The organism is Photobacterium leiognathi (assembly GCF_030685535.1).
In the GTDB taxonomy this organism is placed as follows: domain Bacteria; phylum Pseudomonadota; class Gammaproteobacteria; order Enterobacterales; family Vibrionaceae; genus Photobacterium; species Photobacterium leiognathi.
Map to the genome: position 1 here is coordinate 1,257,223 of NZ_CP131599.1, position 24,976 is coordinate 1,282,198.

General features: G+C 40.3%; 23 protein-coding genes and 1 pseudogene. 6 read left to right on the forward strand and 18 right to left on the reverse strand.

The features are described from left to right. Positions 1–4: 4 nt before the first annotated feature. On the reverse strand, positions 5–1,372 hold the full coding sequence (locus tag Q7674_RS05810) for a DUF1800 domain-containing protein (protein WP_045065124.1): 1,368 nt from the start codon (positions 1,370–1,372) through the stop codon (positions 5–7). A gap of 207 nt (positions 1,373–1,579) precedes the next feature. Between Q7674_RS05810 and Q7674_RS05815 the strand changes: the two genes are divergently transcribed. Further along, positions 1,580–2,212 (forward strand): HAD-IA family hydrolase, encoded by a 633-nt coding sequence (locus Q7674_RS05815; protein ID WP_305422568.1) that lies wholly within the window; start codon positions 1,580–1,582, stop codon positions 2,210–2,212. 132 nt (positions 2,213–2,344) lie between these two features. Beyond that, entirely contained in the window at positions 2,345–2,638 is a 294-nt protein-coding gene (locus tag Q7674_RS05820) for a SemiSWEET transporter (protein WP_008988919.1), read from the forward strand. A gap of 156 nt (positions 2,639–2,794) precedes the next feature. On the opposite strand, the gene Q7674_RS05825 is transcribed toward Q7674_RS05820, so the two are convergent. Continuing rightward, positions 2,795–4,051, reverse strand: coding sequence for an adenylosuccinate synthase (locus Q7674_RS05825; protein ID WP_045065120.1), 1,257 nt, complete (start codon positions 4,049–4,051; stop codon positions 2,795–2,797). A 179-nt stretch (positions 4,052–4,230) separates the two neighbouring features. Between Q7674_RS05825 and Q7674_RS05830 the strand changes: the two genes are divergently transcribed. Then, positions 4,231–5,136 carry a LysR family transcriptional regulator gene (locus tag Q7674_RS05830; protein WP_008988917.1) on the forward strand — a complete coding sequence of 302 codons (906 nt, stop codon included), beginning with the start codon at positions 4,231–4,233 and terminating at the stop codon, positions 5,134–5,136. Between the two features lie 97 nt (positions 5,137–5,233). Here the strand turns inward: Q7674_RS05830 and Q7674_RS05835 are convergent, their stop codons facing one another. From Q7674_RS05835 to Q7674_RS05865, 7 genes are all read right to left on the reverse strand, one after another. Further along, positions 5,234–5,698, reverse strand: a complete 465-nt coding sequence (locus Q7674_RS05835) for a copper resistance protein NlpE (protein WP_045065119.1) — start codon at positions 5,696–5,698, stop codon at positions 5,234–5,236. A gap of 75 nt (positions 5,699–5,773) precedes the next feature. Continuing rightward, a complete protein-coding gene (locus tag Q7674_RS05840; protein WP_045065117.1) occupies positions 5,774–6,088 on the reverse strand; it encodes a hypothetical protein in 315 nt (104 codons plus the stop codon). Between the two features lie 95 nt (positions 6,089–6,183). Continuing rightward, on the reverse strand, positions 6,184–7,014 hold the full coding sequence (locus tag Q7674_RS05845; protein ID WP_045065115.1) for a hypothetical protein: 831 nt from the start codon (positions 7,012–7,014) through the stop codon (positions 6,184–6,186). A 230-nt stretch (positions 7,015–7,244) separates the two neighbouring features. Continuing rightward, a complete protein-coding gene (locus Q7674_RS05850) occupies positions 7,245–7,904 on the reverse strand; it encodes a hypothetical protein (RefSeq protein WP_045065113.1) in 660 nt (219 codons plus the stop codon). A 175-nt stretch (positions 7,905–8,079) separates the two neighbouring features. Next, positions 8,080–8,379 (reverse strand): hypothetical protein, encoded by a 300-nt coding sequence (locus Q7674_RS05855; protein ID WP_045065148.1) that lies wholly within the window; start codon positions 8,377–8,379, stop codon positions 8,080–8,082. Positions 8,380–8,632: 253 nt separating this feature from the next. Then, the gene (locus Q7674_RS05860) at positions 8,633–10,540 is read right to left on the reverse strand and encodes an alkaline phosphatase D family protein (RefSeq protein ID WP_045065111.1); all 1,908 of its coding nucleotides are present in this window, start codon (positions 10,538–10,540) and stop codon (positions 8,633–8,635) included. Positions 10,541–10,612: 72 nt separating this feature from the next. Beyond that, the gene (locus Q7674_RS05865; RefSeq protein ID WP_008988910.1) at positions 10,613–11,491 is read right to left on the reverse strand and encodes a LysR family transcriptional regulator; all 879 of its coding nucleotides are present in this window, start codon (positions 11,489–11,491) and stop codon (positions 10,613–10,615) included. Between the two features lie 121 nt (positions 11,492–11,612). On the opposite strand from Q7674_RS05865, the gene Q7674_RS05870 reads away from it, so the two are divergent. Further along, complete coding sequence (locus Q7674_RS05870; protein ID WP_305422051.1) at positions 11,613–12,995, forward strand: MATE family efflux transporter; 1,383 nt, start codon at positions 11,613–11,615, stop codon at positions 12,993–12,995. A 77-nt stretch (positions 12,996–13,072) separates the two neighbouring features. Here the strand turns inward: Q7674_RS05870 and Q7674_RS05875 are convergent, their stop codons facing one another. The 7 genes and pseudogenes from Q7674_RS05875 to Q7674_RS05905 all read right to left on the reverse strand — a co-directional run bounded on the left by Q7674_RS05875 (position 13,073) and on the right by Q7674_RS05905 (position 21,219). After that, positions 13,073–13,732 (reverse strand): alpha/beta hydrolase, encoded by a 660-nt coding sequence (locus Q7674_RS05875; RefSeq protein WP_045065107.1) that lies wholly within the window; start codon positions 13,730–13,732, stop codon positions 13,073–13,075. Between the two features lie 50 nt (positions 13,733–13,782). Next, positions 13,783–15,054, reverse strand: coding sequence for an ABC transporter substrate-binding protein (locus tag Q7674_RS05880; RefSeq protein WP_305422054.1), 1,272 nt, complete (start codon positions 15,052–15,054; stop codon positions 13,783–13,785). A gap of 21 nt (positions 15,055–15,075) precedes the next feature. Then, positions 15,076–16,521 (reverse strand): ATP-binding protein, encoded by a 1,446-nt coding sequence (locus tag Q7674_RS05885; protein WP_305422056.1) that lies wholly within the window; start codon positions 16,519–16,521, stop codon positions 15,076–15,078. A gap of 83 nt (positions 16,522–16,604) precedes the next feature. After that, positions 16,605–17,336 (reverse strand): response regulator, encoded by a 732-nt coding sequence (locus Q7674_RS05890; RefSeq protein ID WP_045065103.1) that lies wholly within the window; start codon positions 17,334–17,336, stop codon positions 16,605–16,607. A gap of 632 nt (positions 17,337–17,968) precedes the next feature. Then, positions 17,969–19,228, reverse strand: a complete 1,260-nt coding sequence (locus tag Q7674_RS05895; RefSeq protein WP_023935225.1) for a quaternary amine ABC transporter ATP-binding protein — start codon at positions 19,226–19,228, stop codon at positions 17,969–17,971. Continuing rightward, positions 19,225–20,119: pseudogene (locus tag Q7674_RS05900) on the reverse strand (ABC transporter permease). Before Q7674_RS05900 ends, Q7674_RS05895 begins: the two are co-directional and overlap by 4 nt. 98 nt (positions 20,120–20,217) lie before the next feature. Then, positions 20,218–21,219: an ABC transporter substrate-binding protein gene (locus Q7674_RS05905; protein ID WP_045065101.1), complete on the reverse strand. Its 1,002-nt coding sequence runs from the start codon at positions 21,217–21,219 to the stop codon at positions 20,218–20,220. Positions 21,220–21,550: 331 nt separating this feature from the next. Here Q7674_RS05905 and yidA point away from each other — a divergent pair, with 331 nt between their 5' ends. Beyond that, a complete protein-coding gene (yidA, locus tag Q7674_RS05910; protein WP_305422060.1) occupies positions 21,551–22,372 on the forward strand; it encodes a sugar-phosphatase in 822 nt (273 codons plus the stop codon). Between the two features lie 73 nt (positions 22,373–22,445). Here yidA and Q7674_RS05915 read toward each other — a convergent pair whose 3' ends face one another. Together Q7674_RS05915 and Q7674_RS05920 are read right to left on the reverse strand one after the other, a co-directional pair. Beyond that, positions 22,446–22,865, reverse strand: a complete 420-nt coding sequence (locus Q7674_RS05915) for a YgiW/YdeI family stress tolerance OB fold protein (RefSeq protein ID WP_045065098.1) — start codon at positions 22,863–22,865, stop codon at positions 22,446–22,448. A 211-nt stretch (positions 22,866–23,076) separates the two neighbouring features. Continuing rightward, a complete protein-coding gene (locus Q7674_RS05920) occupies positions 23,077–23,676 on the reverse strand; it encodes a TetR/AcrR family transcriptional regulator (RefSeq protein WP_305422062.1) in 600 nt (199 codons plus the stop codon). Between the two features lie 186 nt (positions 23,677–23,862). Between Q7674_RS05920 and Q7674_RS05925 the strand changes: the two genes are divergently transcribed. Then, on the forward strand, positions 23,863–24,975 hold the full coding sequence (locus tag Q7674_RS05925) for an efflux RND transporter periplasmic adaptor subunit (RefSeq protein ID WP_107229700.1): 1,113 nt from the start codon (positions 23,863–23,865) through the stop codon (positions 24,973–24,975). Position 24,976 lies beyond the last annotated feature (1 nt).

Consider the following 24,976-nt stretch of genomic DNA (forward strand, 5'->3'; position numbering starts at 1 on the left):
TCTCCTATCGATACATAAACTGCGGACTGAGCCACAACATCACTAATTTAGAAATCGCACCGTCTGCTTTATTCATTGCAAGCTCGGTATGTTGATCAAGTGCAGAGCCATAAAGATTAGCAGCTACCGTTCTAACGAAATGATTAGGTTTTATCTTTTGCTTTCTCGCGTGTTTTACGGCTTGTGCCGCATACATATTGGCGATTTGCCAGCGCTGCATCAACGCTGATGCACTGTTGTAATCACTGTCTTGATCTGACCAACCAGCTGGTGATCCCGCCATAAACGGTTGCTGTCCAAGTAAACGTAATTGCGAAGTGATCTTATTTGCTGGCGGCGTAATATCTGCACTGCGCAATAGCGCAAACAACCACTCTTGCGGAGTACGAAAACGTACTGGTTGCGATACGTTCACCTCAGGCTCTTGCAACAACCTTTGATAAACGGGCAGTAAGTTGCCGTTATTTTTCAAGTAAACCGCAGCAAGATCGTTAATCACACTGGTTTTCGTTGTACCTATAAAGTGTTGAGCCAGTTTGGTCGCTAGATGTTTCGCTGTCTGTGGGTGTAGTGCTAACATCTTTAAACATGCTCGTCCTTGTTCAATGCCTGTTTGGGAAAAACGCTGGTCTAATAAGGTCACTGTACCCGGCTGATGCGCCCATGAGGCAAATTTAAAGCCGGGATTTTTATCATCAAAACTTACCTGCCACCCTGTTATTGCATGAGCAAGTTGAATCACATCTTGCTGATCATAGCCACCATTAACACCTAACGTGTGCAGCTCCATGATCTCACGAGCGAGGTTTTCATTTAATCCTTTCTGACGCTTTTTCCCTAGCTTTGAATCTGGGCCAATAGACAAGTTGTTATCAAGAAACATCAACATGGTTGGGTGCTTAATGGTTGCTTGCAACATGGCGTTAAAATTGCCATTCCAGTGACGACGAATCACTTCGTTTTCAATCCCTGCAATGATCGGTTTAACCTTACGAGTATCAGCAGATACCGCAAAATGGTTACTCCAAAACTGAATTAACTGTTCTTGAAAACCATAGGGAGAATGCAAGGTTTGTAAGTTACGCGCAGAGACTTGTTGCTGGTAACTTTGCTGGAAAAATTGGTTAACTTGCTTTTGTACAGCACGCTTTTGCTCTGGAGATTTCTTTAATTTTTTACGCTGCTGATTGTATTGACCTATTTGAGCCAACACTTGATCGGTAGATGGCAGAGCCTGAATGGTAGGATCTAAATATGGCTTGGCGTGGAGTTGCTCAGCAAGCGACAACACAGCCACTTTGTGTGTATTCAACCTTGGTCCAAAGCCAAATCGTTGCTCTGTAATGATGGATGGTGTTGGATAATAGCTCACGTTTGATTCCTTATCATTAACCCAAGGGTAAGATAACGGCTGTAACGTAAACCAACTTCATCTATTGTAAATTGTTGTAAAGTTTTCGATAAGGTTTTGCCGCATTGACCATTACAGCTAAATATATCACTCGTTGTATGATGAGCTTTGAAACAATAATAAATAGAAGATCGCAATGCGAACACGAACGATAACAAGAAAATCATCATAGATTTTGATGGAACATTAGCTGCCAGTTTTGATCTTTTTATCGAAGCCATGCGTGCTGCTCACATCAAATATAGTTTTCGTAACGTTGAAGATGATGAAATTGAAACCTTTCGCCACTATAGCGTATGGCAAATTCTCAAGTTTCTTGGCTTACCGATGTATCAAGTGCCTACGGTAACTCGGTATATTCGTCGCTATATGGCAGCAAAGGTCAAAGCCTTACCATTAGCGTCTAACTGGCAAGAGACACTCCAAACACTTGCACTTGACTACGAACTGGTTATTTTGAGCTCTAATTCAAACCAGAATATCCAAACGTTTTTAGACCAGCATGAGCTAATGTGCTTTAGCAAAATCGTCTCGGATGTTGGTCTATTTGGCAAAGTTAAAGCCATTCGCAAACTCATCAAAGACAACTGTTGGCTAAACAAAGACGTGTTCTATATTGGTGATGAAATCCGAGATATCAAAGCAGCGAAAAAAGCGAAGATCAGCAGTATTGCAGTAACTTGGGGGTATAACGCAGAACAAGCATTAATACCCCACCAACCCGATCACGTTATCTCAAACAGCAATACGCTGATTGAAATACTTCAATGCGCCGAACTCAAAAACGAAAAACAAGAATGAAAATCGCGAAGTTTCTATTGCTCAAACCTAGTCTCTAGACATTTTTTAGCATTTCATCAGCAACCGAACTAAGCTTGAAATACATTAACCATCAATGCCTTAGCGTAATATTTGTTGAAGAGGTAAAGTAATATGTCGTTGTTGGAAAGTTTAGGGAAAAAACTAGAGCCTATCATGCTGTTTATGGGGTTAGTTAGCCCAATAGCTACTATGCCTCAATTGTATAAACTTTTTATCTCCCATCCCAATCATGCTCATGGTTTATCGTTAACCACTTGGTCTATGTATGCACTGATTTCACTATTGTGGTTTATTTATGGGCTCTATCATAAAAACCCAACAATTTGGGTAGGTAACTTTTTAGGCTTCTTAGCCTATTTTGCCATGATGGTAGGAATTGTGATTAAGGCGGGTATTACGTTTTAATTAAAGTAAAATAAATAGCTTATATCTACATTATATTTACTAAAGCTACTCTTCTCTCTTGTTTAAGTCCTTTGAATTTTTATGAAAAAACGGGCGTGTTAATCAACACGCCCGTTTCATTATTTATCGCTTTTGATACTAATTATACTTTCGCAATTAGCGTAAGATCATTTGATCACGTTCTGGACCTACAGAGACCATTTTCACAGGCACGCCCATCAACTCTTCAATGCGAAGAATATATTCTTGTGCACCTGCTGGTAACTCTTCAAATTGACGGCAGCCAGTAATATCTTCTTCCCAACCTTTCATTTGCTCATAAACAGGTGCTAATGATGCAGTCTGAGGCCAGATTGGATTTTCAGTGTGCTCACCATTGTAAGCAACACAGATCTTAAGATCTTTCATCCCTGTTAGGCAGTCAATTTTAGTTAGGGCAATTTCAGTTGCCGCTTGTAGTTCAACACCGTTACGTGTTGCTACTGCATCAAAGTAGCCCATATCACGTGGACGACCTGTTGTTGCACCGAACTCTTTAGCATCTTCACGGAATTGGTCTTGATCTTCCATTGCTGTGATCAATGTACCTGTACCTACAGATGAGCTGAAAGATTTAGCAACAGCAATAACACGCTCAGGGTGAAGTGCTGGTAAACCACTACCAATACCTGCGTAAGCTGCTGTTACGTTTGAAGACGTTGTCCAAGGGTATTCGCCGTATACTAAATCACGACCAGCACCAAGCTGTGCTTCAAACAATAATGTTTTGTCTTCTTTTTGTAGCGCTTTTAGTGGTTCAGTGACGTTAGTAATGCTGTCACGCCAAGGTGCAGATACTTCTAGTAGCCACTCAGTCATTTCTTCTGCTGTTTGAGTGAACTCAAATGATGGATATAACGCTTTCATTTGAGGCAGTTTCCAATCCATCATGAATTGGATACGCTCACGTAACACTTCAGGTTGCTTTAACCAACCAACAAGAATGCCTTTCTTCATTACACGATCGCCGTATGCAGGGGCAATACCTTGGCGAGTTGAACCGTATGCACCGTCACCTAGACGTTGCTCTTCTAACGTGTCTTCAAGTGCGTGAAGTGGTAGACATAATGTTGCGCGATCTGAGATACAAAGTTTTACTTCAACGCCAGATGTTGCTACTTCTTCGATTTCTAACGACAGTTTTTCAGGGCTGATCACCATGCCAGGGCCTAACACTGCGATACAATCTGGGTTGAATACGCCGCTTGGTAATTGGTGAAGTTTGAATGTACCAAACTCGTTTACTACGGTGTGACCCGCATTGTTACCACCTTGGAAACGAATGCTTGCTGAAGCTTGACCTGCTAAATAATCAACAATACGGCCTTTACCTTCATCACCCCAGTTAGCACCAACAACAACAATAGACGACATAATTTAGATCTCCTCAAAAGCAATGCGATCTATCCTATGCCCATCAATGCAATAAGAATAATTAATAATCGTTATTAACTTGATAAGAATATCATATCTAGAGTATGGTTAATCTTCCCAACTCAATATGCTATGTATGATGATTAATCTCATCAACAACTAAGGTAATCACGGTTGCTATGATTGATATCCACTGGCTCAATACGTTTGTCGCCTTGGCTAAATACCAACACTTTGGCAAAACGGCTGCTGCACTGCATATGACTCAGCCTAATGTGAGTCTTCACCTTAAACAGTTAGAACAAACAACGCGAGTAAAATTAATTGAGCGTAACCCTTTTCGCTTAACCCAAGCTGGCGAGCGTTTATTGCAAAGTGCCGAAAATACCTTGATGGAGCTCCAGATCTGCCAAGCAGATCTCAATGCCATCAATGAACTCAACCGTGGCACATTAACCATTGCAGCCAGTGATATTATTTCGCGTTTGTTACTAATCAGCCCTTTTCAATCGTTTAAGAAAGAATATCCGGGCATTGATTTGTCACTGTTTAATACCACCTCATCACAAGCAACAGAGTTAGTAAAAAGTGCCAAAGCAGATTTAGGTTTTGTGATCGCGCAGAAAGAAAGCCAGCCATTGCACTTTACGGAGTTACGCCAAGTAAAGTGGTGTGCGCTAGGTAATGGGCTTTCTCGTTGGCAGTCACTGTCAGCAGATCCTTCACAAAAATTACCCACAGAGCCATTAGCCGCTGAAGAGCCTACCCTGATTTTATTAGGTCACGATACCCGTACACGTGAGCTTATTGATATGGCGTTACCGCTACTGAAATTAAAGAAATATCATGTGATGGAAGTAGGCAGTGTGGATGCACAAATTGATTGGGCAGAAGCTGGATTTGGTGTTGCGATTGTACCGAGCTTTTCTTTACATTCTAAACCACATTTGAAAACACAAATCACTCCTCTACCTGATTTTCCGACCACCAGTTTGGGTTACATTGTGCGGCAAAACCAAGTGCTATCACGAGCAATTAAACAGCTATTACGTTGGGTAGATGAAGAGATCCAGCGATCGCAATAAATTGTGGTTAACAAATGTAATCGATCATTCAAATGATAAAAAGCCCTGAATTAACAGGGCTTTTCGCATAAAACTGATTGTCATCAATAACAAAATGTTATTTATGCTCTTGCTTCTTCAGGGTGTAAGCATCTGCTAAATCACCTTGAATTCGTTGTCCATCTTTATCTAGATGGAAGACGCGTTGTTCGCCTACAAAATACTGTGCTGTTTGACCACCACCAAGATTAAGCGTGATCGTATCGCCTTGGTCATTCCAATTAAACTTACCTTCTGTTGTTAACGGCTTAGTTTCTTTACCTTGGTAAGTTTGATCCAAAATGAAAGTTCCGTCGTCTTTTAGCGTTAAGCTTGTTTCAATACCAGAACAATCAGCACACGGTTCAATACCTGTGTACTCACCCATCCAATCTAGCGAGTTTTTCGCATTATCATGAACTTGAGCTATCTCGGTTGGCTGTCCATCCGCAGCAGTTGTTGTCGTCGACGTTTTATCAGCAGTTTGATCACAACCGACAAGTACTAAACCAAGAAGAGCTGTAACTAAAAGCGTTTTTTTCATTTGTAACTCCTTGCATAACACAGGAAAACACGGGCTTTTATATACTCTCAGCCCTATTTAGCTGCATTACTTATTTTATTCTGCTGTTGCATCCTTGACTGCGTCTTTTACATCATCCGCAGCTTTATTTGCATCATCTGCCATATCTTTGGTTGTTTCAACCGTTTTATCTGCAACATCATTCGCCACTTTTGCTGCATCATCAGCAACTTGTTTAGTCGCATCAGCAGCCGCTTGTGTCGCATCACTTGTTACTTTAGATGCATCAACAACAACGACAGTTGCAGGTGCATCTGCTTTTGGTGCATCAGTCGCTGCTTTGTCAGCACCTTGATCACAACCTACAAGAACCAATCCTAGTACTGCTGTTGCCAATAGTGTTTTTTTCATCTTATATCTCTTTTAGCGAAAACAAGATACCATGAAACTTAACAATGGAAGTTTCGGGGTATCTTGCTTATGAAAATCGTAAATTTGCAGGATGCTTAATTAAGTAAATCCGACGCTTTTTTCTCTAAGTCATCCGCCGCATCCTTGGTTTTATCCATTGCAGAATCTGTCATATTCGCGGCTTTGTCTGCTGCTGCATTCGCTGAATCATCAACTGATTTTGCAACATCTTCAGCAGTGCTCTTCATACTATCTTCAGCAGACGCTGCTTTATTATCTACAGACTCAACAACATTTGATGTTTTTTCTGCAGCGGTATCTTTCATTTCTGTTGCTGAGTGCTTCATTTCATCCATCGAATCATTCATCGACTTTTCTGCACTATTTGCAGCATCGCTAACAGCATCAGAAGCTTCTGCTGCTTTCTCTTTTGCTGAATCCATCACAGCTTGTGATTCATCAGCTGCAGCATCTTTCATATCTGATGCTGACTTTTCCATATTATCAACAGCAGCTGACGTTTTATCTGAAGCAGATGATTCTGTTAACGATGTTTTTAGCTCATTAGCTTTATCTTTCACCGCATCCACAGAATCAATCACAGCTTGTTTAGATGCATCGACAGCATCAGCTGCTTTTGTCTTCATTGTATCTGTCATATCAGAGGCTTTTTGCACGGCTGAATTACTCATATCAGCAGCCTTATCAACCATTTTATCGGTTTGCTCTTTGACAACATCCGCTGCGTTAGCCACCGTGTCTTTTGTTGCATCAACCGCTGTATTTGTTTGGTCAGCAACTTGCTCTTTCATTTCAGTAGTTGAGTGCTGCGTAACCGATGCTGGATCTGTTGTATCTTGTTTTGCTTGATCACAACCAACAAGGAATAAACCTGCGATAGTCATAGCGATAATTGTTTTTTTCATACCCACCTCTGTAATGAATATTGTTTCAATACACTTTCAGAATTTTATCTAACCAGCGCATTAACTTTGTCTTATTTAGGTCATATACAAGTCAATAATAGGTCAAATTATTGCTCTTAAGTATTTAATATTTTTAGTTTGAAGAATGAAACAAAAAAAATGGAAAATAACATCGCGTTATTTTCCATTTTTTATTAAAAATTAGATAAGCTTTACTTTTGAATAATATTTCAGCTTTTAATAATTATATTATTCCTATAACAGCTTTGCTTATTGTTCAAGATGTTAAGATATAAAAACAGATAGTTTACTGAAGCATAAAAGATAATGGTATAACCAAGAAGTTCTATACTTTCCTCTGCAATATTTTTAACAACTCGCATAAAAGCATCACCCATTATTTGATGCCAAAAACTTCCCATTCCTAATAAGCGAGAGAAGACAAATAAAATAGCGAGTCCTAAAGCAAGAACAGGAAAATGTTTATTTTCCATAAATTGCTTGAGATTAATTACGGTGTTTTTTCGATCACCTAATGCGTAACTTATTGCAGAGAAGGCAACAACAAGGGCAGGTATCACCCAAAAACCATGATGAACCATTTGATCAAAAAATGAGTCTAATTCACGTATCAACATACATGTAAAAAAGGCAGCGATAAGATAAAAAGTTTTACGGTATTGCTTACTTTGGTAACCGATGTAGCCGTAACATAGCATCGTCGCGAAAAGTAAACACTGCTCCATATATTCAGTAGCAGATTGCTCGGGGATATTATTTTTTAGCACTAATACATCATATCGAATAACCCAAATAGGCAATGATATTAATACCATTAAAGCTACGACATGTGTTAATTTTTGACCTATGTATTTAAGATCTGAAGACATTCTACACCACATATAACTATAATTTATTTATGTCTTCCGTGATTATTTTTCTCTATCCATTTAATAGAGAGGGATAATACGGAAAGATAAATATGGGTGCAATTTTATTCACGAATTGAATAAGTAAAAGACTTTTACCTGTTTGAGATAAATCGTATAGATTGAATTGATGAGGTTAACAACCGCACGAAATAAATTCGTATTCTGTTGGGCCAAACAACTTACATTCTTTCTTAAAAATCAAAATATCAGAGCCAATCGGGCAAAACATACTTGGCTCTACCGAAAGATTGATCTCTGAATCATCATCCTCAGACACAACTTTTAGAAACAGCTTGCGCTCGCCTGTTTCATATTTCGATGTTGTTTCCGTTACTTTGCCAACGATTGAATCAATGTCATAGGTATCTTCACCAACAAAAACAAGCGCACTCGCCAATCCAATAAAAGATAGGCAGAGAAACAATGTAAACATTTTTACTTTACATAATTTGTGGACAATTCGTTTTAGCAAAATACCTGATCCTATGTAGTGCTAGAGCTAGCGATACGCTTACTCTAGCACTACCATGCTGCCAATTTAAACAGTTTTGTGAATAGGATCTTATAAATTATGAAATATCATGATATTTTTTATTAATCGTATTACGTAGAAAACAAAGCAACTAATTGATTTTAAATGTGAAATAAATCAACTCACACCATGCTGACATACTTTTACTTTATTCTCACTTTCGTGGTGGAAAATTAATCAACTCACCATCAGCAGTTAAAATATCTATCTTTTTAGGTGCGCCATCGTCCGTTAAATACAGCTCTCCAATAGCGCTACGGTTAACCAAACGGTGACTACCAGCAACATTTGGATCGCGCTTTTCGATAAGTAACTTTTTACGCTTAGTGAACCAGTTCAACGGGGAATGTGGACTGTATAACGCTCTATCCATCGCATCACAAAAACGCAGTAAGCGATTCGGAAATTCATTCTTAAAGCCACTACAAGTGATCTGGTAAATATGGAACTTACCTTTGTGATTACGCAAAGTAATGTCGTACGCAAACGAGTAATGCACATCACCCGATAAAATAATAAAGTTCGTCGGTGTTTTGGTATGGGTAAAAATGCTGAGCAAAGTATTAGCAGAGCCCGGATGTGCCATCCAGTTTTCAGCATCAACCAATAAAGGTTGTCCTATCCATGTCATCATGCGTTGCAAGGTTTCAATGAACTTGACACCGAACATAGGCGCAGCAGAGACAATGATCACCGCAGGTTCATTTAATAGCTCTTGCTGGAACTCTGTCATGGCTTCCCAATCCATTAAACCTGATGGACGGTTATCATTCGATTCAGAACGCCAACGACGTGTACGGGTATCTAATACCACCATTTTAGGTGTTGTCGGAATAGTATAATGCCACTGTTCAAACTGATTAAGACGAGCAATAAAGCTGTCTTGGGTTTCATTGCACGGCATAGCAAAATACCGTCTCGCATCATCTATGAAAGTTGGTTCAAACTTTTCAGGAGCATTTCCCCACGCCTGACATAACCAATAACTCATTAAAGCGTTACCGATAATACGGCGAGAGAACAAGTTATCAAATGCGGCCTTCTCCCAACGTCGGTTTAATTGATAATCATCCGTAATATCGTGATCATCAAAAATCATATAAGTAGGAATATGAGCAAATAAGCGTTGAACTTGTGGCAAACCTTGGATGAAATCATCCATGATCATGCTTTCTTTTTCCCACTGTTGACGCCATTTCAAGGCTACTTGTTCACCACCACAGATAAAATGCTGTTTAGCAAAACGTTCACGATCAACGTATTGCCATAGTGTTGGCGACCACACCAATAAGTACATAGCAAAATATTCGCTAAAACTGATCAGGTGATTTTCACACTCTCGTGAACTAAATATAGGCACAACACGATTGGGTATTAATTTACCTAACCATGTTTGATCAATATAAGTCGGTAGTATTTTCTCTCGACCATAAAAATGATGAGGATGGCTATAAAGCGCATCAGTATCAGCAATACAAGCTTGCTCAAATGTCTCTTTAGGCAATCCTAGTAACTGAACAACTTGCTCAATAGCATCCAGTGTTGGCCCTGCCACATGATCAGCATAGATTTGATCGCCACTCATCATTAATAAGCTCGGACGATCTAAAATCTCAAGCCCTTCAACCTTGCTATCAGCAGTAACAAGGCTGTCTTTACTCGGGTAATGCGGATTTCGACATGAGCCATGTAACACATAATCCGCTTTAGTATTAATAACAAAACTAATAGCAGATTCATTTTGATAAGTTAATGATGGGATCAGTTTTGTCAGCGAGCCATGCTGTGTCACCAACTGATAAGACAAAGGCGTATTAACAGGAAATTGTCCTACAAACTGCGCCAATACCACCCATGCTTTCTCACCAATTTGAATTTGATGCTCATCTGCAATCACGGCTTGATAGCAAGGTTCACTCTCATCTTGTTGATATAAATAAAACGTTGCATCTAAACGCTCGGTGGTAACAAACCACAATACCAACTGTGAGGCAGTTGCTTTACGCAAAATTGGCCCTGCAATAATTAGCGGCAAGGCGGATGCTGACGTTTCTTTCATCATTTCACTTCTCAACTACATAGCGATGTGTTCACCACATCAACATAAAAACTCAATCAATAAGAAACAATAGGGCTACTGAGCAAACATGGATTTCAGTTCATTTTGGATCCATTGTAAAACAGGGCCTGTGCCGCGATCACGACGCTTCACAACCCCCATTTCAATCCATTGTGAAGCCGGGATATTCTCCATTGACAGCTTTACCACATCTTCTGAAAAGAATTCATTAGTAAATACATGATCGGGAACAAATGCCCACCCCATATTGCGCATCACAAAGGAGGTAATGGAATAGTAACTGTCAATATGCCAATAATTCGCTGATAACGCTTCACTGTGATGATGACCGCTACGATCACAGATCAAAAATTGTCGATGTTGACTTAATTGCTGCACAGTAGGTGCTGCTGTTTGCGCCAAAGGATGGTTTTTTCCCACAATTAACGATGAGTTAAATTCACAAATAGGCGTAAATTCTAAACTGCTAGGTAACATTTTACTGAAAAACAAAATACCAATATCAGCCAACTGTTCATCTACACGAGTTGCAATATCATCTTTCGAGCCATTAATAATGGTTAACTTTAATAGGGGAAATGTCTCGGATACATGCTGAAAGAACTCTTCAAATGCTGTGAGCGGTGACGCTTCATCCATCGCTATTGTCAGGGTCACTTCTTCACCTTTGGTTAAGGTTAATGCGCGTGATTGCAAGCGATCGCATTGGGCTAATACGACTTTTGCCTCTTCATACATTTGCTGACCTTCAGGAGTCAGAACCGGTAATCTTGCACTACGATCGAATAATTCAAACCCTAAATCTGCCTCTAGGTTACTAATTGCAGTGCTGATCCGTGACTGTGCTTTACCTAACCGACGAGCTGCCGCCGAAAAAGACCCTTGTTGTACTGAAATAACAAAGGCATTGAGTTGATCTAATGTCCAATCCATAAAATCAATCCATCCGATAATCAGATATTTAATATCTTTGAGCAATCTAATATTCGGGGATAATACATCTATTCCCAGCAACTGAATAGTATGTGGGTAGACCATTTTCACGAGAATATTTATGCAAAGCTCCTCGTTTATTCTTTCATCGAATAATATTTCGAAAAATTTTTGGCGTTACACCATCCCTTCCGTGGCCGCAATGTTGGTAAACGGGCTATATCAGATAGTAGATGGGATCTTTGTTGGTCACTATGTAGGCTATCAAGGACTGGCTGCCATCAATATGGCATGGCCTATCACATTTGTACTATCAGGATTAGGCTTGATGATCGGTATAGGCAGTGGCACGTTAATTTCCATTGCTCGTGGTGAGCAAAGCATGACTAACGCCCAACGTGCCTTTAATACGGGTTTGATCTTAACTTTTATTATTAGTTGCCTCTCATTCGCCGCATTTGCGTTTTTCGGCGGCTACTTTTTACAACTGCAAGGCGCGCAGCAAGACATTAAACACCTTGCTTTAGACTATGTATCAACCTTTGGTAATGCCGCATTTATTACAGTATTAGCTAGTGCGATGCCAATGTTGATCCGCAATGACGATAGCCCGAAAATTGCTACCGCTTTGTTGGTGATCGGTGCGCTCACTAACATTGTGCTAGATTACGTATTTCTAGGCCTTATGGATTGGGAGTTAAAAGGCGCTGCGATTGCGACCTTAATTGCCCAAGGAATAACTTGTGTAGGCGGTTTAATTTACTTCTGCTCTCAATATTCAACATTGAAGCTTAAGATCTCATTGCCTCAATTTTCATGGTCTGAAAGTCAGAAGATCATGTCATTAGGCTCATCAGCATTGATCATGTACCTCTATGGTAGCTTTGTAGTGGCACTGCATAACTACCAATTCATGGTTTATGGTACAGAGTTAACTGTCGGTGCTTTTGCCATTGTTGGTTATATGATGACAATGTACTACTTGGTTGCAGAAGGGATTGGTGAAGGCTTACAACCACCAGTGAGTTATTACTATGGCGCTAAAAAGCCCCAATATATTCGCCAAACCTTAATTTTAGCAATGAAAACCACTGTAATTGCAGGTATTGCATGGTTCTTGTTATTAACAAGTTTCCCATCAACACTGATTAGTTTGTTCAATAACAGCAATAGCTCACTGACACTTGAAGCCACTCAAGGTATTCGTTTACACCTGTTTGCTATGTTCTTAGATGGTTTTATTGTATTAGCGACCATGTATTTTATGTCGGTGAATCAAGCATCAAAAGCCTTGGTTATTTCAATCAGCAACATGCTTATCCAGTTACCGTTCTTGTATTTCCTACCAAAATTTCTTGGTGTTGCTGGGGTCTGGTTAACAATGCCAATCTCCACCATGGTATTAAGTGTGGTGGTAGGAGCGATAGTATGGAAAGACATTAATCAACGCTGTAGCAATCATGATGATTCAGACTTAGTACCAGCACAGTTAATCGAAGAGTAAACGCTAGATACAACAACGCATCAGCACCTTCTTTATATAAAGTAAGACGGTACTGATGCGTTTCTTTTATTTCACTGTTAAGCCAATATTTGCTTTAACCAAACCGCAATATCATTAATTTGAGGCATGCATACTTGGTGCTCCATAGGATAAACACGCCAGTTAGGTTGGTAACCTGCTTTAATTAAATCATCTCTCGCCATTTCACCTAATAGCGGCAGGACAACAGGATCATAACTACCATGCATGATCTCAATCGGGATCTGACGATTGGCTTCACTGTACTGAATAATATGCGCTGTTGGGAAATACGTTGATAATGCCAATAAGCCTGCTAATGGTTTAGAAAAACATAACGCTGCATGGTAAACCACAGCGCCACCTTGAGAAAAACCAGCCAGCACAATGCGTTCCGATGGAATACCTCGGCTAATTTCACGCTCAACTAAATCAATCACACGCTGTGCTGATTGCATTAATTGTTCATCATTTAGCTTACGAGAAACATCCAAAGAGATAATGTCGTACCATGCTGGCATCTCCATACCACCATTAATAGTGACGGGTATTGATGGTGAATGTGGAAAGATAAATCGGATCGGAGAATCTTGTGCTAATTTTAATTCTGGTAAAATCGCTTCAAAATCATGCCCATTAGAACCTAACCCATGCAGCCAAATAACAGTGGCTGTCGCTGTTACATTTGGCTCGACTTCAACACAAGATAAATATTCCACTTTGGTCTCCTTTCTCTCTTTTCTATACACTAAGTGCTCACATATCACATTCACATTGCTGATTTAACCGCACGAGATAAACGCATTGCTGCGGCTTTCGGATCGGCAGTAGGATCATCAAAGAAGTGGCTGACTACATCAATAATGGCACTTTGTACGTCACTAGATGTCGCTAAATTATGAGAAAAGCTAGGGACAAGCGCACTATTTTTTGCTGCAATCTTAAATGCTTGCATTGATGCTAACGAACAAGCATCGTAATCGGTTAACGGCACATCCTGCCGTACCGGGATAGAACCTTTGTATAAACTAAAATCACGTTGGAACGACGGTGTTAGTAAGGTTCTTGCTAAATCTTGCTGGGCGATTTTATCTTGCTCATTTCCTTTTAGTTTAAAGAAAGTGATAGTGTCGAGATTATAAGAAAACATACCCTGCGTTCCCGGCACAGGAACACATAAATAGTCTTTCCCAGCGACTTTATTCTCGCTAGCAAATTCGCCTTTTGCCCAATCTCCCATGATTTGCATCGCCGCTTGATCGTGGATCAACATTTCTGTTGCTTGGTTCCAGCGACGCCCCGTTGAATCAGGATCAACGTATTGTTTCATGCGTTTGAATTGGCGAAAAACCTCTACCATTTTAGCATCACTAAGTGCTGTTAAATCCAATTCGACAAAGGCTTTCATGTAACCTTGCGCACCCAATACACTTAACGCTACCGCTTCAAATAAGGTTGCGTCTTGCCATGCTTCACCACCATGAGCTAATGGTACAAACCCTGCTGCTTTTATTTTATCCGCAGCAACGAAAAATTCCGCGAGCGTGGTTGGCACTTTGGCACTAGCTAATTTAAAGATATGTGGATTGATCCAAAGCCAGTTTACACGGTGCAACGTCACTGGCGCTGCAACATAGTGACCGTCATATTTCACCAGTTGTAAATCATTCACGATCGCTTCAACTTCAGGTAACAACACACTATCCCATTGTTCTTGCTCTGCAATCGCATCTAATGAGGTAAGAAAGCCTAATCGTCCCCACTCTTGAATGTCTTGCCCTTTTAACTGCGCCGCCGTCGGTGGATTACCTGAAATAGCACGCATTTTTAATACCGTCATGGCACTTTGACCACCACCACCAGCAATCGCAAAGTTTTTCCAATAATGTCCATTGGTTTCCATGCGTTTTTTAAGCACGCCGACTGCATTGGATTCACCTTTAGATGTCCACCAATGCAGTACCTCAATCGTACCTTCAGCCATACTCTGCTGACTTAACAACAGTAAGAATAAACTTGCGCCCCAGTGTTTAATCTTCATTTTCATCCTCACCCGATAAGATCAGGCATTTTTTAATAAGCGAGGCAGTACCACGGTTACCAACAAGCCACCTTTAATGGAGTTTTTAATGGTTAATTTACCGCCATGAGCACGGATAATATTGCGTGAAATCCCCATTCCTAAACCATGCCCATTACTGTCTGTCGCTAAACGGACATAAGGTTCAAACACCGCTTTGAGTTTATCTTCAGAAATACCATTACCTTGATCGTGAATGGTGATAATTAACTGCTCACTACTATCGATAGTAGCGACCACCACGCTTTCGCCGTATTTCACACCATTATCAATTAAATTACTTAAACAGCGTTTTAATGCCAATGGCTTCGCTGTGATAGGTAAAATCGGATCTGTAGGCAAAGTCACTTTAATACCATGATGATTGTGCGATTCAGCAATACTTGTGAGTAAGTGTTCAATATCTACATCTGTCAGGTTTTCATGCAAATCGGTCTCTTTCACACATTGCAGTGCCCCTTTTACCATCATCTCTAACTCATCAAGATCATGATTAAACTTATCGATTTTCTCATCATCATCAATCAGTTCAGCGCGCAAACGTAAGCGGGTGATCGGGGTTTTCAAATCATGGGAAATGGAGGAAAACAACTGTTCTCTGTCTTCAATATATTTCCTCAAACGCAGCTGCATGCGGTTAAACGCTTGTGTTGCTGTGACTAACTCGCTCGCCCCTTGCTCTTTCAGTGGCGGCTGATAAATATCAAGACTTAATGAATTTGCGGCATCAGCTAACTGCTTTAATGGTCGAGTTTGTTTACGCACCATAATGTAGGTAAACAACAGCAGCAATAAGGTACTAAAGGTTAAAAAGATAAATTGCTGACGAGTAACGATCTCATCTTTCAACATCATGTATGGCGCAGGTAGTAAGGCTGCAATATATAGCCACTGATTTTTATCTAGCTCAATTTGCACTACTAAGATCGGAGGATTTAACGGCTCTAAACTTAAGGTGTTATGCACCCAAGAACGTGGTAAATCTGACAGTAACACATCATTTTTTAAAACGTGTAAGGTTTCTGGGCGTGAGAACTCCACCTGAATATTAGGAAGTTTAGGCAGCTTATCATGTAGCACGGTTTTAAATACCGAAACCGCCGTTTCCTTTTGCTCGGTATTTTTTATTGGCGCAATATTAATTTCTTCTTCGTTAAACGAGACGAAAAAACGCGTTCCGCCCATATTACGTAACTGTTCAAGAACAATATGACGATACTCTAACGGTAACGATTGGAAGAAATTCACCGTCGAGGCAAACATGGTTGCCATACTGGCAGAAGTGGATCGTAACCCCTCTAGATCACGTTTTTTAGATTGGGTATACCAAATGCTCGTCGCAATGATTTGAGCAAGAAAAACAGCCAATAAGGTTAACCACAAGGTGCGAGATACCAAGGATTTTGACCACAATGACTTCCAATTCATAATTTGCTATTTACCTAACGCTAGATAAAAAAAGTGTGGCGCTATACACCACACTTTCTTAAATATTCATTTGCCACAGTAGATCATATTTGATCTTCATAACGCACTTCTGCAGTAAAAATATAACCGTTACCACGACTGGTTTTAATTAAACGCTGTGTACGTCCTTTATCACCCAAACGCTGACGTAATCGACTTAACGCAACATCAATGCCTCGCTCTGAAGGCTGAGCATCTCGCCCTCTTGTCGCGCACGAGATCGTATCACGATCAAGGATCTCATTAGGTCTTGTTACAAACAACATTAGTAGAGAATAATCACCGCTTGTTAGCTCAAATTCTTCGTTTGTTTGCACATCAAGTAAACGGTGTGCAGTGGTGTCTAAACGCCAGTTCGCAAAATAAATAAACTTAGCAACTGAAGGTGATAACTGCACATCAGACGGTTTTATACGACGCAGCAGTGCTTTAATTCGCGCCAGCAATTGTCGAGGACTAAACGGCTTAGCAATATAGTCATCGGCACCAATTTCAAGACCAATGATCTGATCCATTTCATCAGACACTGCGGTTAGCATAATGATTGGCACATCCGAACTTTTACGAATATGCTGACATAACGTAAAGCCGTCATCCCCAGGCATCATAATATCCAGTAAGATCAAATCTGGATAACCCGCAGTAAGGCAACGTTTCATTTCCTCACCTTCCGCCGCAGTTTGTACCTCAAAACCATTTTTGGTTAGGTACTCCTCCAGTAGTTCACGGATTTCTTTGTCATCATCCACGACAAGAACTTGTTTAGAAATGCTCATTTATTTGACCACCACACAACAATAGGCACATTGATCACGGCTCATAAAAAAGCAGTGAAATACCACAGTTGACTTTATTATTAGAGATATTTTCTCTTTATTTGACCACTTATTTGTAAAAAAGTCAGCAACTTGCTCTAGAAGCGAGATCCAGTCGATGCTTTATTGGCAACAAAAAATCCATAACTAAATATTGCAAGGTGGAACATATTAATAATCACTATTAATTTGTATCGAAACCTTTCAGTATAGTATCGATTGTATCTGTATACACATATACCCAAGTGACTTCAAGATGCCTGATTCAGAGCGAAGTCACTGAGTTGAATTCAAGGAAGACAACGAAGCGGAATAGCGAGCTCTTTCCAAGTTGTCTGACGCAAGAAGTCGGCTCAGTGATACGCTCCCAAAGGGCGAGCGCCCTTAGCTCTCAGACTTTGTTAACGATTCTCAATGTAGAACCACTATATCTTCGAATCGTTGCCGCACCTGAAAACTAAGGTCGTCTCGCTGAACACTGCATCTTGACGTTATTTGGCTATATGTAAAAAAGCCCGTACATCAACAGCACATGGCGTGACATACGGGCAATGATCATTTTGACCTCTTTAATTAGGCAGCAACAAAGTTACCTAAGTAACTTTTGAAGGTGCTTTTTTAATAACTTCAACACCATTTTCTGACGCTTCATTATTGCTGTGTTCACTTAATACTTCAGCCAATGTTGAACGTGATAAACGCCCGGTTACTTGTCCATCAGCATCAACAACAGGTAATGGGTGATCGCTGTCTAAGGTTTCTGGGATCACCGTTTCAAGTAGTGCGTCAGTTGACACCGCAGGCACATCTTCCAGCATCGATGCATCAATCGCATTGTCGTACTCAGACTCTTTCACACCATCCAATGTTTCTTGGGTGATCACGCCTTGGTAACCTTGCTGATCAATGTAATAAGCAAAATCATCTTTTGCTTTTCGCATTTGAGTAACAGCTTCACCGATCGTTTCTGCTGAAATACGCACCACTTGTGGCTTCATCACCGTTTCAACTGTTAACGCACGAGCGCGATTAACGTCTTTAACGAATGCTTCCACATAATCATCTGCCGGATTAAGCAAGATATCGACAGGTTTACCCTGTTGCACCAATACTCCATCACGCAGAATGGCGATACGATCACCTAATCGAAGTGCTTCATCTAAATCGTGGGTAATAAAGACAATGGTTTTGTGGAGCTTTTCTTGTAGCTCTATTAACTGATCTTGCATCTCACTACGGATCAGTGGATCAAGCGCAGAGAAGGCTTCATCCATTAACAAGATTTCTGCATCAGTACATAAAGCACGTGCTAAACCAACACGCTGCTGCTGACCACCAGAAAGATTGGCAGGGTAACTGCTTTCGTAACCGCTTAGCCCCACCGTTTCTAGCCACTCTTTAGCTTTATTTTGCCACTCTGATTTACTAACACCTTGCACTTGTAAACCATAACCAACATTTTGCAGCACCGTTCGGTGTGGCATTAAGCCAAAACGTTGGAATACCATCGACATTTTATGACGGCGGAAGTCTTGAAGCTCTTTTTCATTGAGGGACATAACATCAGTTCCCTCAATTTCAATAACACCTTCAGTCGGATCAATTAAGCGATTAAAGTGTCGGATCAAGGTAGATTTACCTGAACCTGATAAGCCCATAATCACAAAAATTTCACCGGGAAAAATATCTAAATTGATATCACTTAAGCCAACTGTGTGACCTGTTTTTGCTAAGATTTCGTCTTTTGATGCACCATCTTTAACCTGTTGAACCACTTTCTTATCGTTTGGCCCAAACACTTTATAAAGGTTTTTAACTCGGATAAGAGGCGACTGCTTTGATGCTGAAATCATGAACGACCTCCTAGATGTTGTTGACTACGCTTGGCATAACTTTGAGAAATACGATCGAAAATAATTGCAAGCGCAACAATAGCTAAACCATTTAATAAACCTAAGGTGAAGTACTGATTGGTAATGGATTTCAATACCGGTTGTCCTAACCCTTTCACCCCGATCATCGATGCAATCACCACCATGGCTAATGCCATCATGATCGTTTGGTTAATACCCGCCATAATATTTGGCATCGCCAGCGGCATTTGTACCCCAAACAAGCGTTGCATTGGGCTAGCACCATAAGCGGTTGCTGCCTCCAACACTTCTTCATCAACCAAGCGGATACCAAGGTTGGTTAAGCGGATCACTGGCGGTACCGCATAAATCACCACTGCAATTAAACCTGGGATTTTACCAATTCCTAATAACATAACGACGGGGATCAAATAAACGAATGCAGGCATGGTCTGCATTACATCCAATAGTGGCGTAACAATTCGCTGAACTCTGTCAGAACGTGCCATTGCAATACCTATTGGTATACCAATACCGATTGCCACCAGCGTGGAAACTAAAATTATACTCATCGTCCGCATGGTGTTATCCCACATGCCAAAAAAGCCGATGAATAAGAAAGAAAGCACAACCCCTAATGATAACTTCCATGATCGACTTGCAACGTAAGCAATAGCTGCAAGGATGGCGATCACTAACCACCAAGGTGTTGCAAGTAATAATTTTTCAAACCAGATGAGAAAAGAAAGAAGAGGATCGAAAAAAGATTCGATTGTATCGCCATATTCTCGAGAAAATGAACGGTAAGCACCATCCAATGTTTTACGAATTTCAACTAACTGAGCACGCTCAAGTTGCGGAAAGCTCGGTTAACCATGATTTATCTGACATAAATGTTATCCATACATACTACAGCTATTTACCACTTGTGCTATATCCTTAGCAAAGTGACTACAGTGGCAGTTTTGCCGCCACTGTAGACGTATTAATTACAGATCTGCTAAAGCGCCACGCACTCTATCTGCAACTTCAGGAGAGACCCATTTAACCCAAATATCTTCGTGATTTGTTAATACTTCTTCCATTACCGCTTCACCATCAGCTTGGTTATCTTCCATCCATGCTAATAGGCTATTCATTTGCGTGTTTGTGAAAGAACGCTTACCTAAGTATTCCACCGCTGCTGGCGAACGTTTAGCAAACGACGTTGTGATCACAGTGTCGACATTTGATGGCGGATACATAGAGACTTTTGGATCAACACACTCGGTATTGGTCAAACACTCTTTAAAGTACTTAGCATCAATGCCTGAGCCAAAATCTACTTTCACCATTTTGTACTTGCCCAGTACTGCTGTTGGTGCCCAGTAATAACCAAACCATGCTTCACCACGCTCATACGCTTTTGCAATAGAGCCCGATAAACCAGCACCTGAACCTGGATCAATCAGTTCAAATCCAGCGTCTTCTAGTTTTAACGCTTCAAACAAGTTACCTGCTGATATCTGGCAGTTCCAGCCTGCTGGACAGTTATAAAATGCCGATTTATCATCATCTTCTGGATGTTTGAAAAGCTTGGCATTTTTCTTGATGCCTTCAATGGTTGCCAAGCTTGGATCTTTTTTCACCATGTACTCTGGAACCCAAAAACCTTCTTCACCGCCATCAGAGAAACTTTTACCAGCGTATAAAATGCGCCCTTCTTCCACACCACGATCCAGTGCAGCCTTCATCGAGTTACTCCAAAATTCAGGAGCAATATCCGGTTCACCTTTTTCAACCATGGATGTACCCGTTGGCATCGTATCACCTGGTACTAAATCAGTTTCACAACCGTAACCATGTTGCAAAATAAATCTATCGACATTGGCAAGAAGTGTTGCTGAGTTCCAATTCATATCAGCGATCGTGACTTTCCCACATTCACTTGCATATGCTTTAGTCGCTGAAATCGCTGTTAACAATACTGTTGCAGCTAGGAGCTTTCGCATAAATATTATCCTTATCATTTATATCGAATCGACAAGCGCACAATATCAAAATCTTCATGAATTCAATCTGCGCTTAAAATCACCTAAAGAAGCAATTTATTATGCTAATTTCTTTAGTAGTCTAAACAATATAAACCATAAAGAGCAAATTTATTAACAATAAACAAGCAAACTGACAAACTTATAAACATAAGACATTTTCTTGTTACATTTATAATCACTGTAACGATGCCCTGCTGTTCCTCATGCTTAATAAAGATAATTCTTTATCGTTTTCATCGCCCAATTTACTTATGATGGGATCAGTTTTAAATCTGTAATGGAAATGATGATGTACAAATTAGTTGCACTTGATATGGATGGCACTTTGCTTAATTCTGACGGTACTATTTCTGCAGAAAATAAAGCCGCGATTAGCGCAGCTCGTGAGCAAGGTGTCTCAATTGTTTTAGCTTCTGGTCGCCCATTAGAAGGGATGACATGGGCACTCAATGAGCTGAATATGACTAGCGCTAATGATTATGTGCTCAGCTACAATGCCTCTCTCATTCAACGTGTTGAAAATAAAGAAATCATTCGCAGTGAAACTCTAACTGGTGCTGATGCAAAACATATCGCCTCTCTTGCTCATGACTTAGATATTCACATACATGCCTTTACTCGTCGCCAAGGCTTAATCACGCCTGAAAATAATTACTACACAGATCACGAAGCAAAAATTAACGGCCTTGAAATTACAGTTGAAGATTTTGCAACACTAGATAACGATGAAGAAGTCATGAAAGTGATGATGATTGAAGAGCCAGAACGTCTTTCAGCAGCCATTGCACAATTACCTGCAGAATTATATGAACGCTATACCATTGTACAAAGTGCCCCTTTCTTCTTGGAATTCATGAACCCGAAAAGCAATAAAGGTACTGGCGTTGAAGCGCTTGCAAAATACTTAGACATCAAACAAAGCGAAGTAATTTGTATGGGCGATGCAGGTAATGATCACCATATGATTGAGTATGCGGGTTTAGGTGTGGCAATGGGTAATGCTACTGACGCTACCAAAGCGCTTGCTAATTACATTACCGATACCAACAACAATGCAGGTGTGCTCAAGGTAATCCAAAAATTCATCTTAGATGAAAAGAACGCTCACTAATCACAGCTAAAATTAGATATAAAAAAACGCTATTTCTAGTGATAGAAATAGCGTTTTTCTTTAAAAGAAATAATTAGCCAGCTAACGCAACTTTATTTACGTCAATCGTACGCTCTGACCAATCTTTATCAACTTCACCGCTGATCACTAGTTTAGTTGTTGGTGTTGCATTCACACCATTCCAATCTTTGTGATCAATTTCTACCTTGATCTCACCAGTGCTGTCTTTGAACATGTAGTCTTCATCACCTAGTGATGTTGTGATGTAACCAGTTAGCTCAACAACCGCATCATCGTTTGCTTCTTTCGCTTGGTTTACTGTTGTAATTGCAGGAACTGCTGAAGGCCCAGTAAAACCACCTTGAACAGGCTGAACTGTTGTCGCTGGCCCAGTAAAGCCGCCTTGTGCTGGTTGAGCAGGCGCAGCGGTTGTAGCAGCCATAGCTGACGTTGAAGCAAGAACAAAAGCAGAAACAACTAAGAATTTTTTCATCATCTTTTACCGATTTATGGGTATCTAACCGTGGTATCGACACAATTGAGTTCAGCTACCATGCTTAAAATACGCAGATTATCTACTACTTACTAATTAGATATAATCTACACCTAATTATCATTTATAGGAATAATATCATGTGAGATCTCAATTAAATGTGAAATCACATTCTAAAATCGTGACAATATATTTCGTTGCAGGATTAGATTTACTTCTTCAATGCAAATGAGGTTAAAAATACATCAACGACGGTATTAATGTTCTCTTCTACTTTTTCACCTTCACATAATGGTGCTAATTCCATCATTTGTGTACTAAAAAACAAACCTTGGAATAAACTCGTATAAATATTAGTAAGCAAACTAACATCTTTATCAACAATCGCTTTTGCTTCTATCGCTAACTTAAACCACTCTGCAATTGCATTAGTACTGTACAGATCTTTCACCAAATTCTTTGCGAGTTCTGGCTGGCGAATAAACTCCATCACGATGATACGAGATAATGACATGCCATAGGTGTTATAAAGTACATCCACTTCATGGCGTGTAATTTCAACTAATTGTGCCTTTAATGGTTTTTCTTGATCAAACTGATATTGCACATTCTCATTCACCGATTCTTGAATAATTCTAAGCACCGAGATAAACAGCGTTTCTTTACTGTCAAAGTGACGATATAGCGTACGTTTAGATACTTCTGCAACCAGTGAAATTCTATCCATATTGGCAGCAACAAAGCCGTGTTCAATAAATTCAGCTTTCGCTGCTTCAATAATCGCTAAATGTTTACGTTCTGTTTGCTTCATTACCTTACAACCCATTTTCACCTCTTGTGATCCCAATCTAACATTTTGTCACAAAAAAGTATACTTAGCAGTTTACAAATAGTATCCCAAACATAAAATACACCCCAAAGTTTACTTGTTTAATCCCAAACAACTAGATGTGATATCAAATATCAATACCGTCCAATAATGGCAGTGGAGAATCCGGTGAAAACTCAATCAGCAATGTCCAAAGTGGCATCATTCTCATTAACTAAACTCGCAGTGAGTTTATCTGTCGCGCTTGTCGTACTGTCAGGTTGCGGCAATAAAGAAGCAGAAGAGCAAGTTAAAAAAACGATTGTTAGCCCAGCTCTTACTGAAATTGTAAAACAGCAAGCGAATACCGACTTAAGCTTTAACGGTGTTGTTCGCTCAGCACAACGAGCCGATCTGTCTTTCCAGGTCTCTGGTCGTGTCGATCACATCTTCGTGAATGAAGGTGATCGCGTCACCAAAGGTCAACTACTCGCTAAACTCGAGCCGAAAGATGCCCAAACCGTTTTTGCTGCAGCGCAACTTGAATTAAGTGATGCAAGTAAAGCTTACCAACGTGGTAAAGCAATCTATGAAAGCAGCCAAGCTATCTCTAAAAGTGATTTAGATAAGCTAATTGTCCGCTTTGACCTTGCACGCAACCGCGTAAATGAAGCGAAGAATAAATTAGCTTATACCCAATTAGTCGCACCTTTTGACGGCATCATTGGCCGTAAATTAATTGATAACCACGTTCAAGTTCAAGCGAATAATCCAGTATTAACACTGCACAATATCGATAACTTAGAAGTGGTAATTAACATCACTGATAGCGTAATGATGTCAGGCATGACATGTAATAAAGGTGTCGCGGAAATCAACAATAACCCTGATTTACTGCTACCACTCAGCTTACGTACGTTCTCAACCCAAGCCGATCCTATTACGCAAACTTACTCTGTTGTATTAGGTATTACAGATACTAGAGGTATCAATATCTTACCGGGCATGGCAGTGAAAGTATCGCCAGATCTTAAAGCGTGTCCTCAAGAGAATCGTAATCCGATCATCGTACCGTTAACTGCGGTTGTGCCTGATAACAAGAGCAAGCAGTTTGTTTGGGTAGTTAACAAAGACAACACGGTTGCTAAACGCTACATCAACGTCGGTAAAGTGAATAAAAACTGTATTACTGTAGTTAACGGACTGAGCGTTGGCGAGCGCATTGTGATCGCTGGCGTCTCTAAATTAAAGCCGGGTATGGAAGTGCGTCCATACACTGATAACACCCAAAATGGAGCGTAAG

Coding starts and splice junctions, on each gene's coding strand:
- yidA (WP_305422060.1), top strand. CDS start 21,551: ATGTACAAATTAGTTGCACTTGATATGGATGGCACTTTGCTTAATTCT.
- Q7674_RS05870 (WP_305422051.1), top strand. CDS start 11,613: ATGCAAAGCTCCTCGTTTATTCTTTCATCGAATAATATTTCGAAAAAT.
- Q7674_RS05845 (WP_045065115.1), bottom strand. CDS start 7,014: ATGAAAAAAACAATTATCGCTATGACTATCGCAGGTTTATTCCTTGTT.
- Q7674_RS05825 (WP_045065120.1), bottom strand. CDS start 4,051: ATGTCGTCTATTGTTGTTGTTGGTGCTAACTGGGGTGATGAAGGTAAA.
- Q7674_RS05915 (WP_045065098.1), bottom strand. CDS start 22,865: ATGAAAAAATTCTTAGTTGTTTCTGCTTTTGTTCTTGCTTCAACGTCA.
- Q7674_RS05880 (WP_305422054.1), bottom strand. CDS start 15,054: ATGAAGATTAAACACTGGGGCGCAAGTTTATTCTTACTGTTGTTAAGT.
- Q7674_RS05835 (WP_045065119.1), bottom strand. CDS start 5,698: ATGAAAAAAACGCTTTTAGTTACAGCTCTTCTTGGTTTAGTACTTGTC.
- Q7674_RS05820 (WP_008988919.1), top strand. CDS start 2,345: ATGTCGTTGTTGGAAAGTTTAGGGAAAAAACTAGAGCCTATCATGCTG.
- Q7674_RS05920 (WP_305422062.1), bottom strand. CDS start 23,676: ATGAAGCAAACAGAACGTAAACATTTAGCGATTATTGAAGCAGCGAAA.
- Q7674_RS05890 (WP_045065103.1), bottom strand. CDS start 17,336: ATGAGCATTTCTAAACAAGTTCTTGTCGTGGATGATGACAAAGAAATC.
- Q7674_RS05850 (WP_045065113.1), bottom strand. CDS start 7,904: ATGTCTTCAGATCTTAAATACATAGGTCAAAAATTAACACATGTCGTA.
- Q7674_RS05895 (WP_023935225.1), bottom strand. CDS start 19,228: ATGATTTCAGCATCAAAGCAGTCGCCTCTTATCCGAGTTAAAAACCTT.
- Q7674_RS05830 (WP_008988917.1), top strand. CDS start 4,231: ATGATTGATATCCACTGGCTCAATACGTTTGTCGCCTTGGCTAAATAC.
- Q7674_RS05855 (WP_045065148.1), bottom strand. CDS start 8,379: ATGTTTACATTGTTTCTCTGCCTATCTTTTATTGGATTGGCGAGTGCG.
- Q7674_RS05885 (WP_305422056.1), bottom strand. CDS start 16,521: ATGAATTGGAAGTCATTGTGGTCAAAATCCTTGGTATCTCGCACCTTG.
- Q7674_RS05865 (WP_008988910.1), bottom strand. CDS start 11,491: ATGGATTGGACATTAGATCAACTCAATGCCTTTGTTATTTCAGTACAA.
- Q7674_RS05905 (WP_045065101.1), bottom strand. CDS start 21,219: ATGCGAAAGCTCCTAGCTGCAACAGTATTGTTAACAGCGATTTCAGCG.
- Q7674_RS05860 (WP_045065111.1), bottom strand. CDS start 10,540: ATGATGAAAGAAACGTCAGCATCCGCCTTGCCGCTAATTATTGCAGGG.
- Q7674_RS05840 (WP_045065117.1), bottom strand. CDS start 6,088: ATGAAAAAAACACTATTGGCAACAGCAGTACTAGGATTGGTTCTTGTA.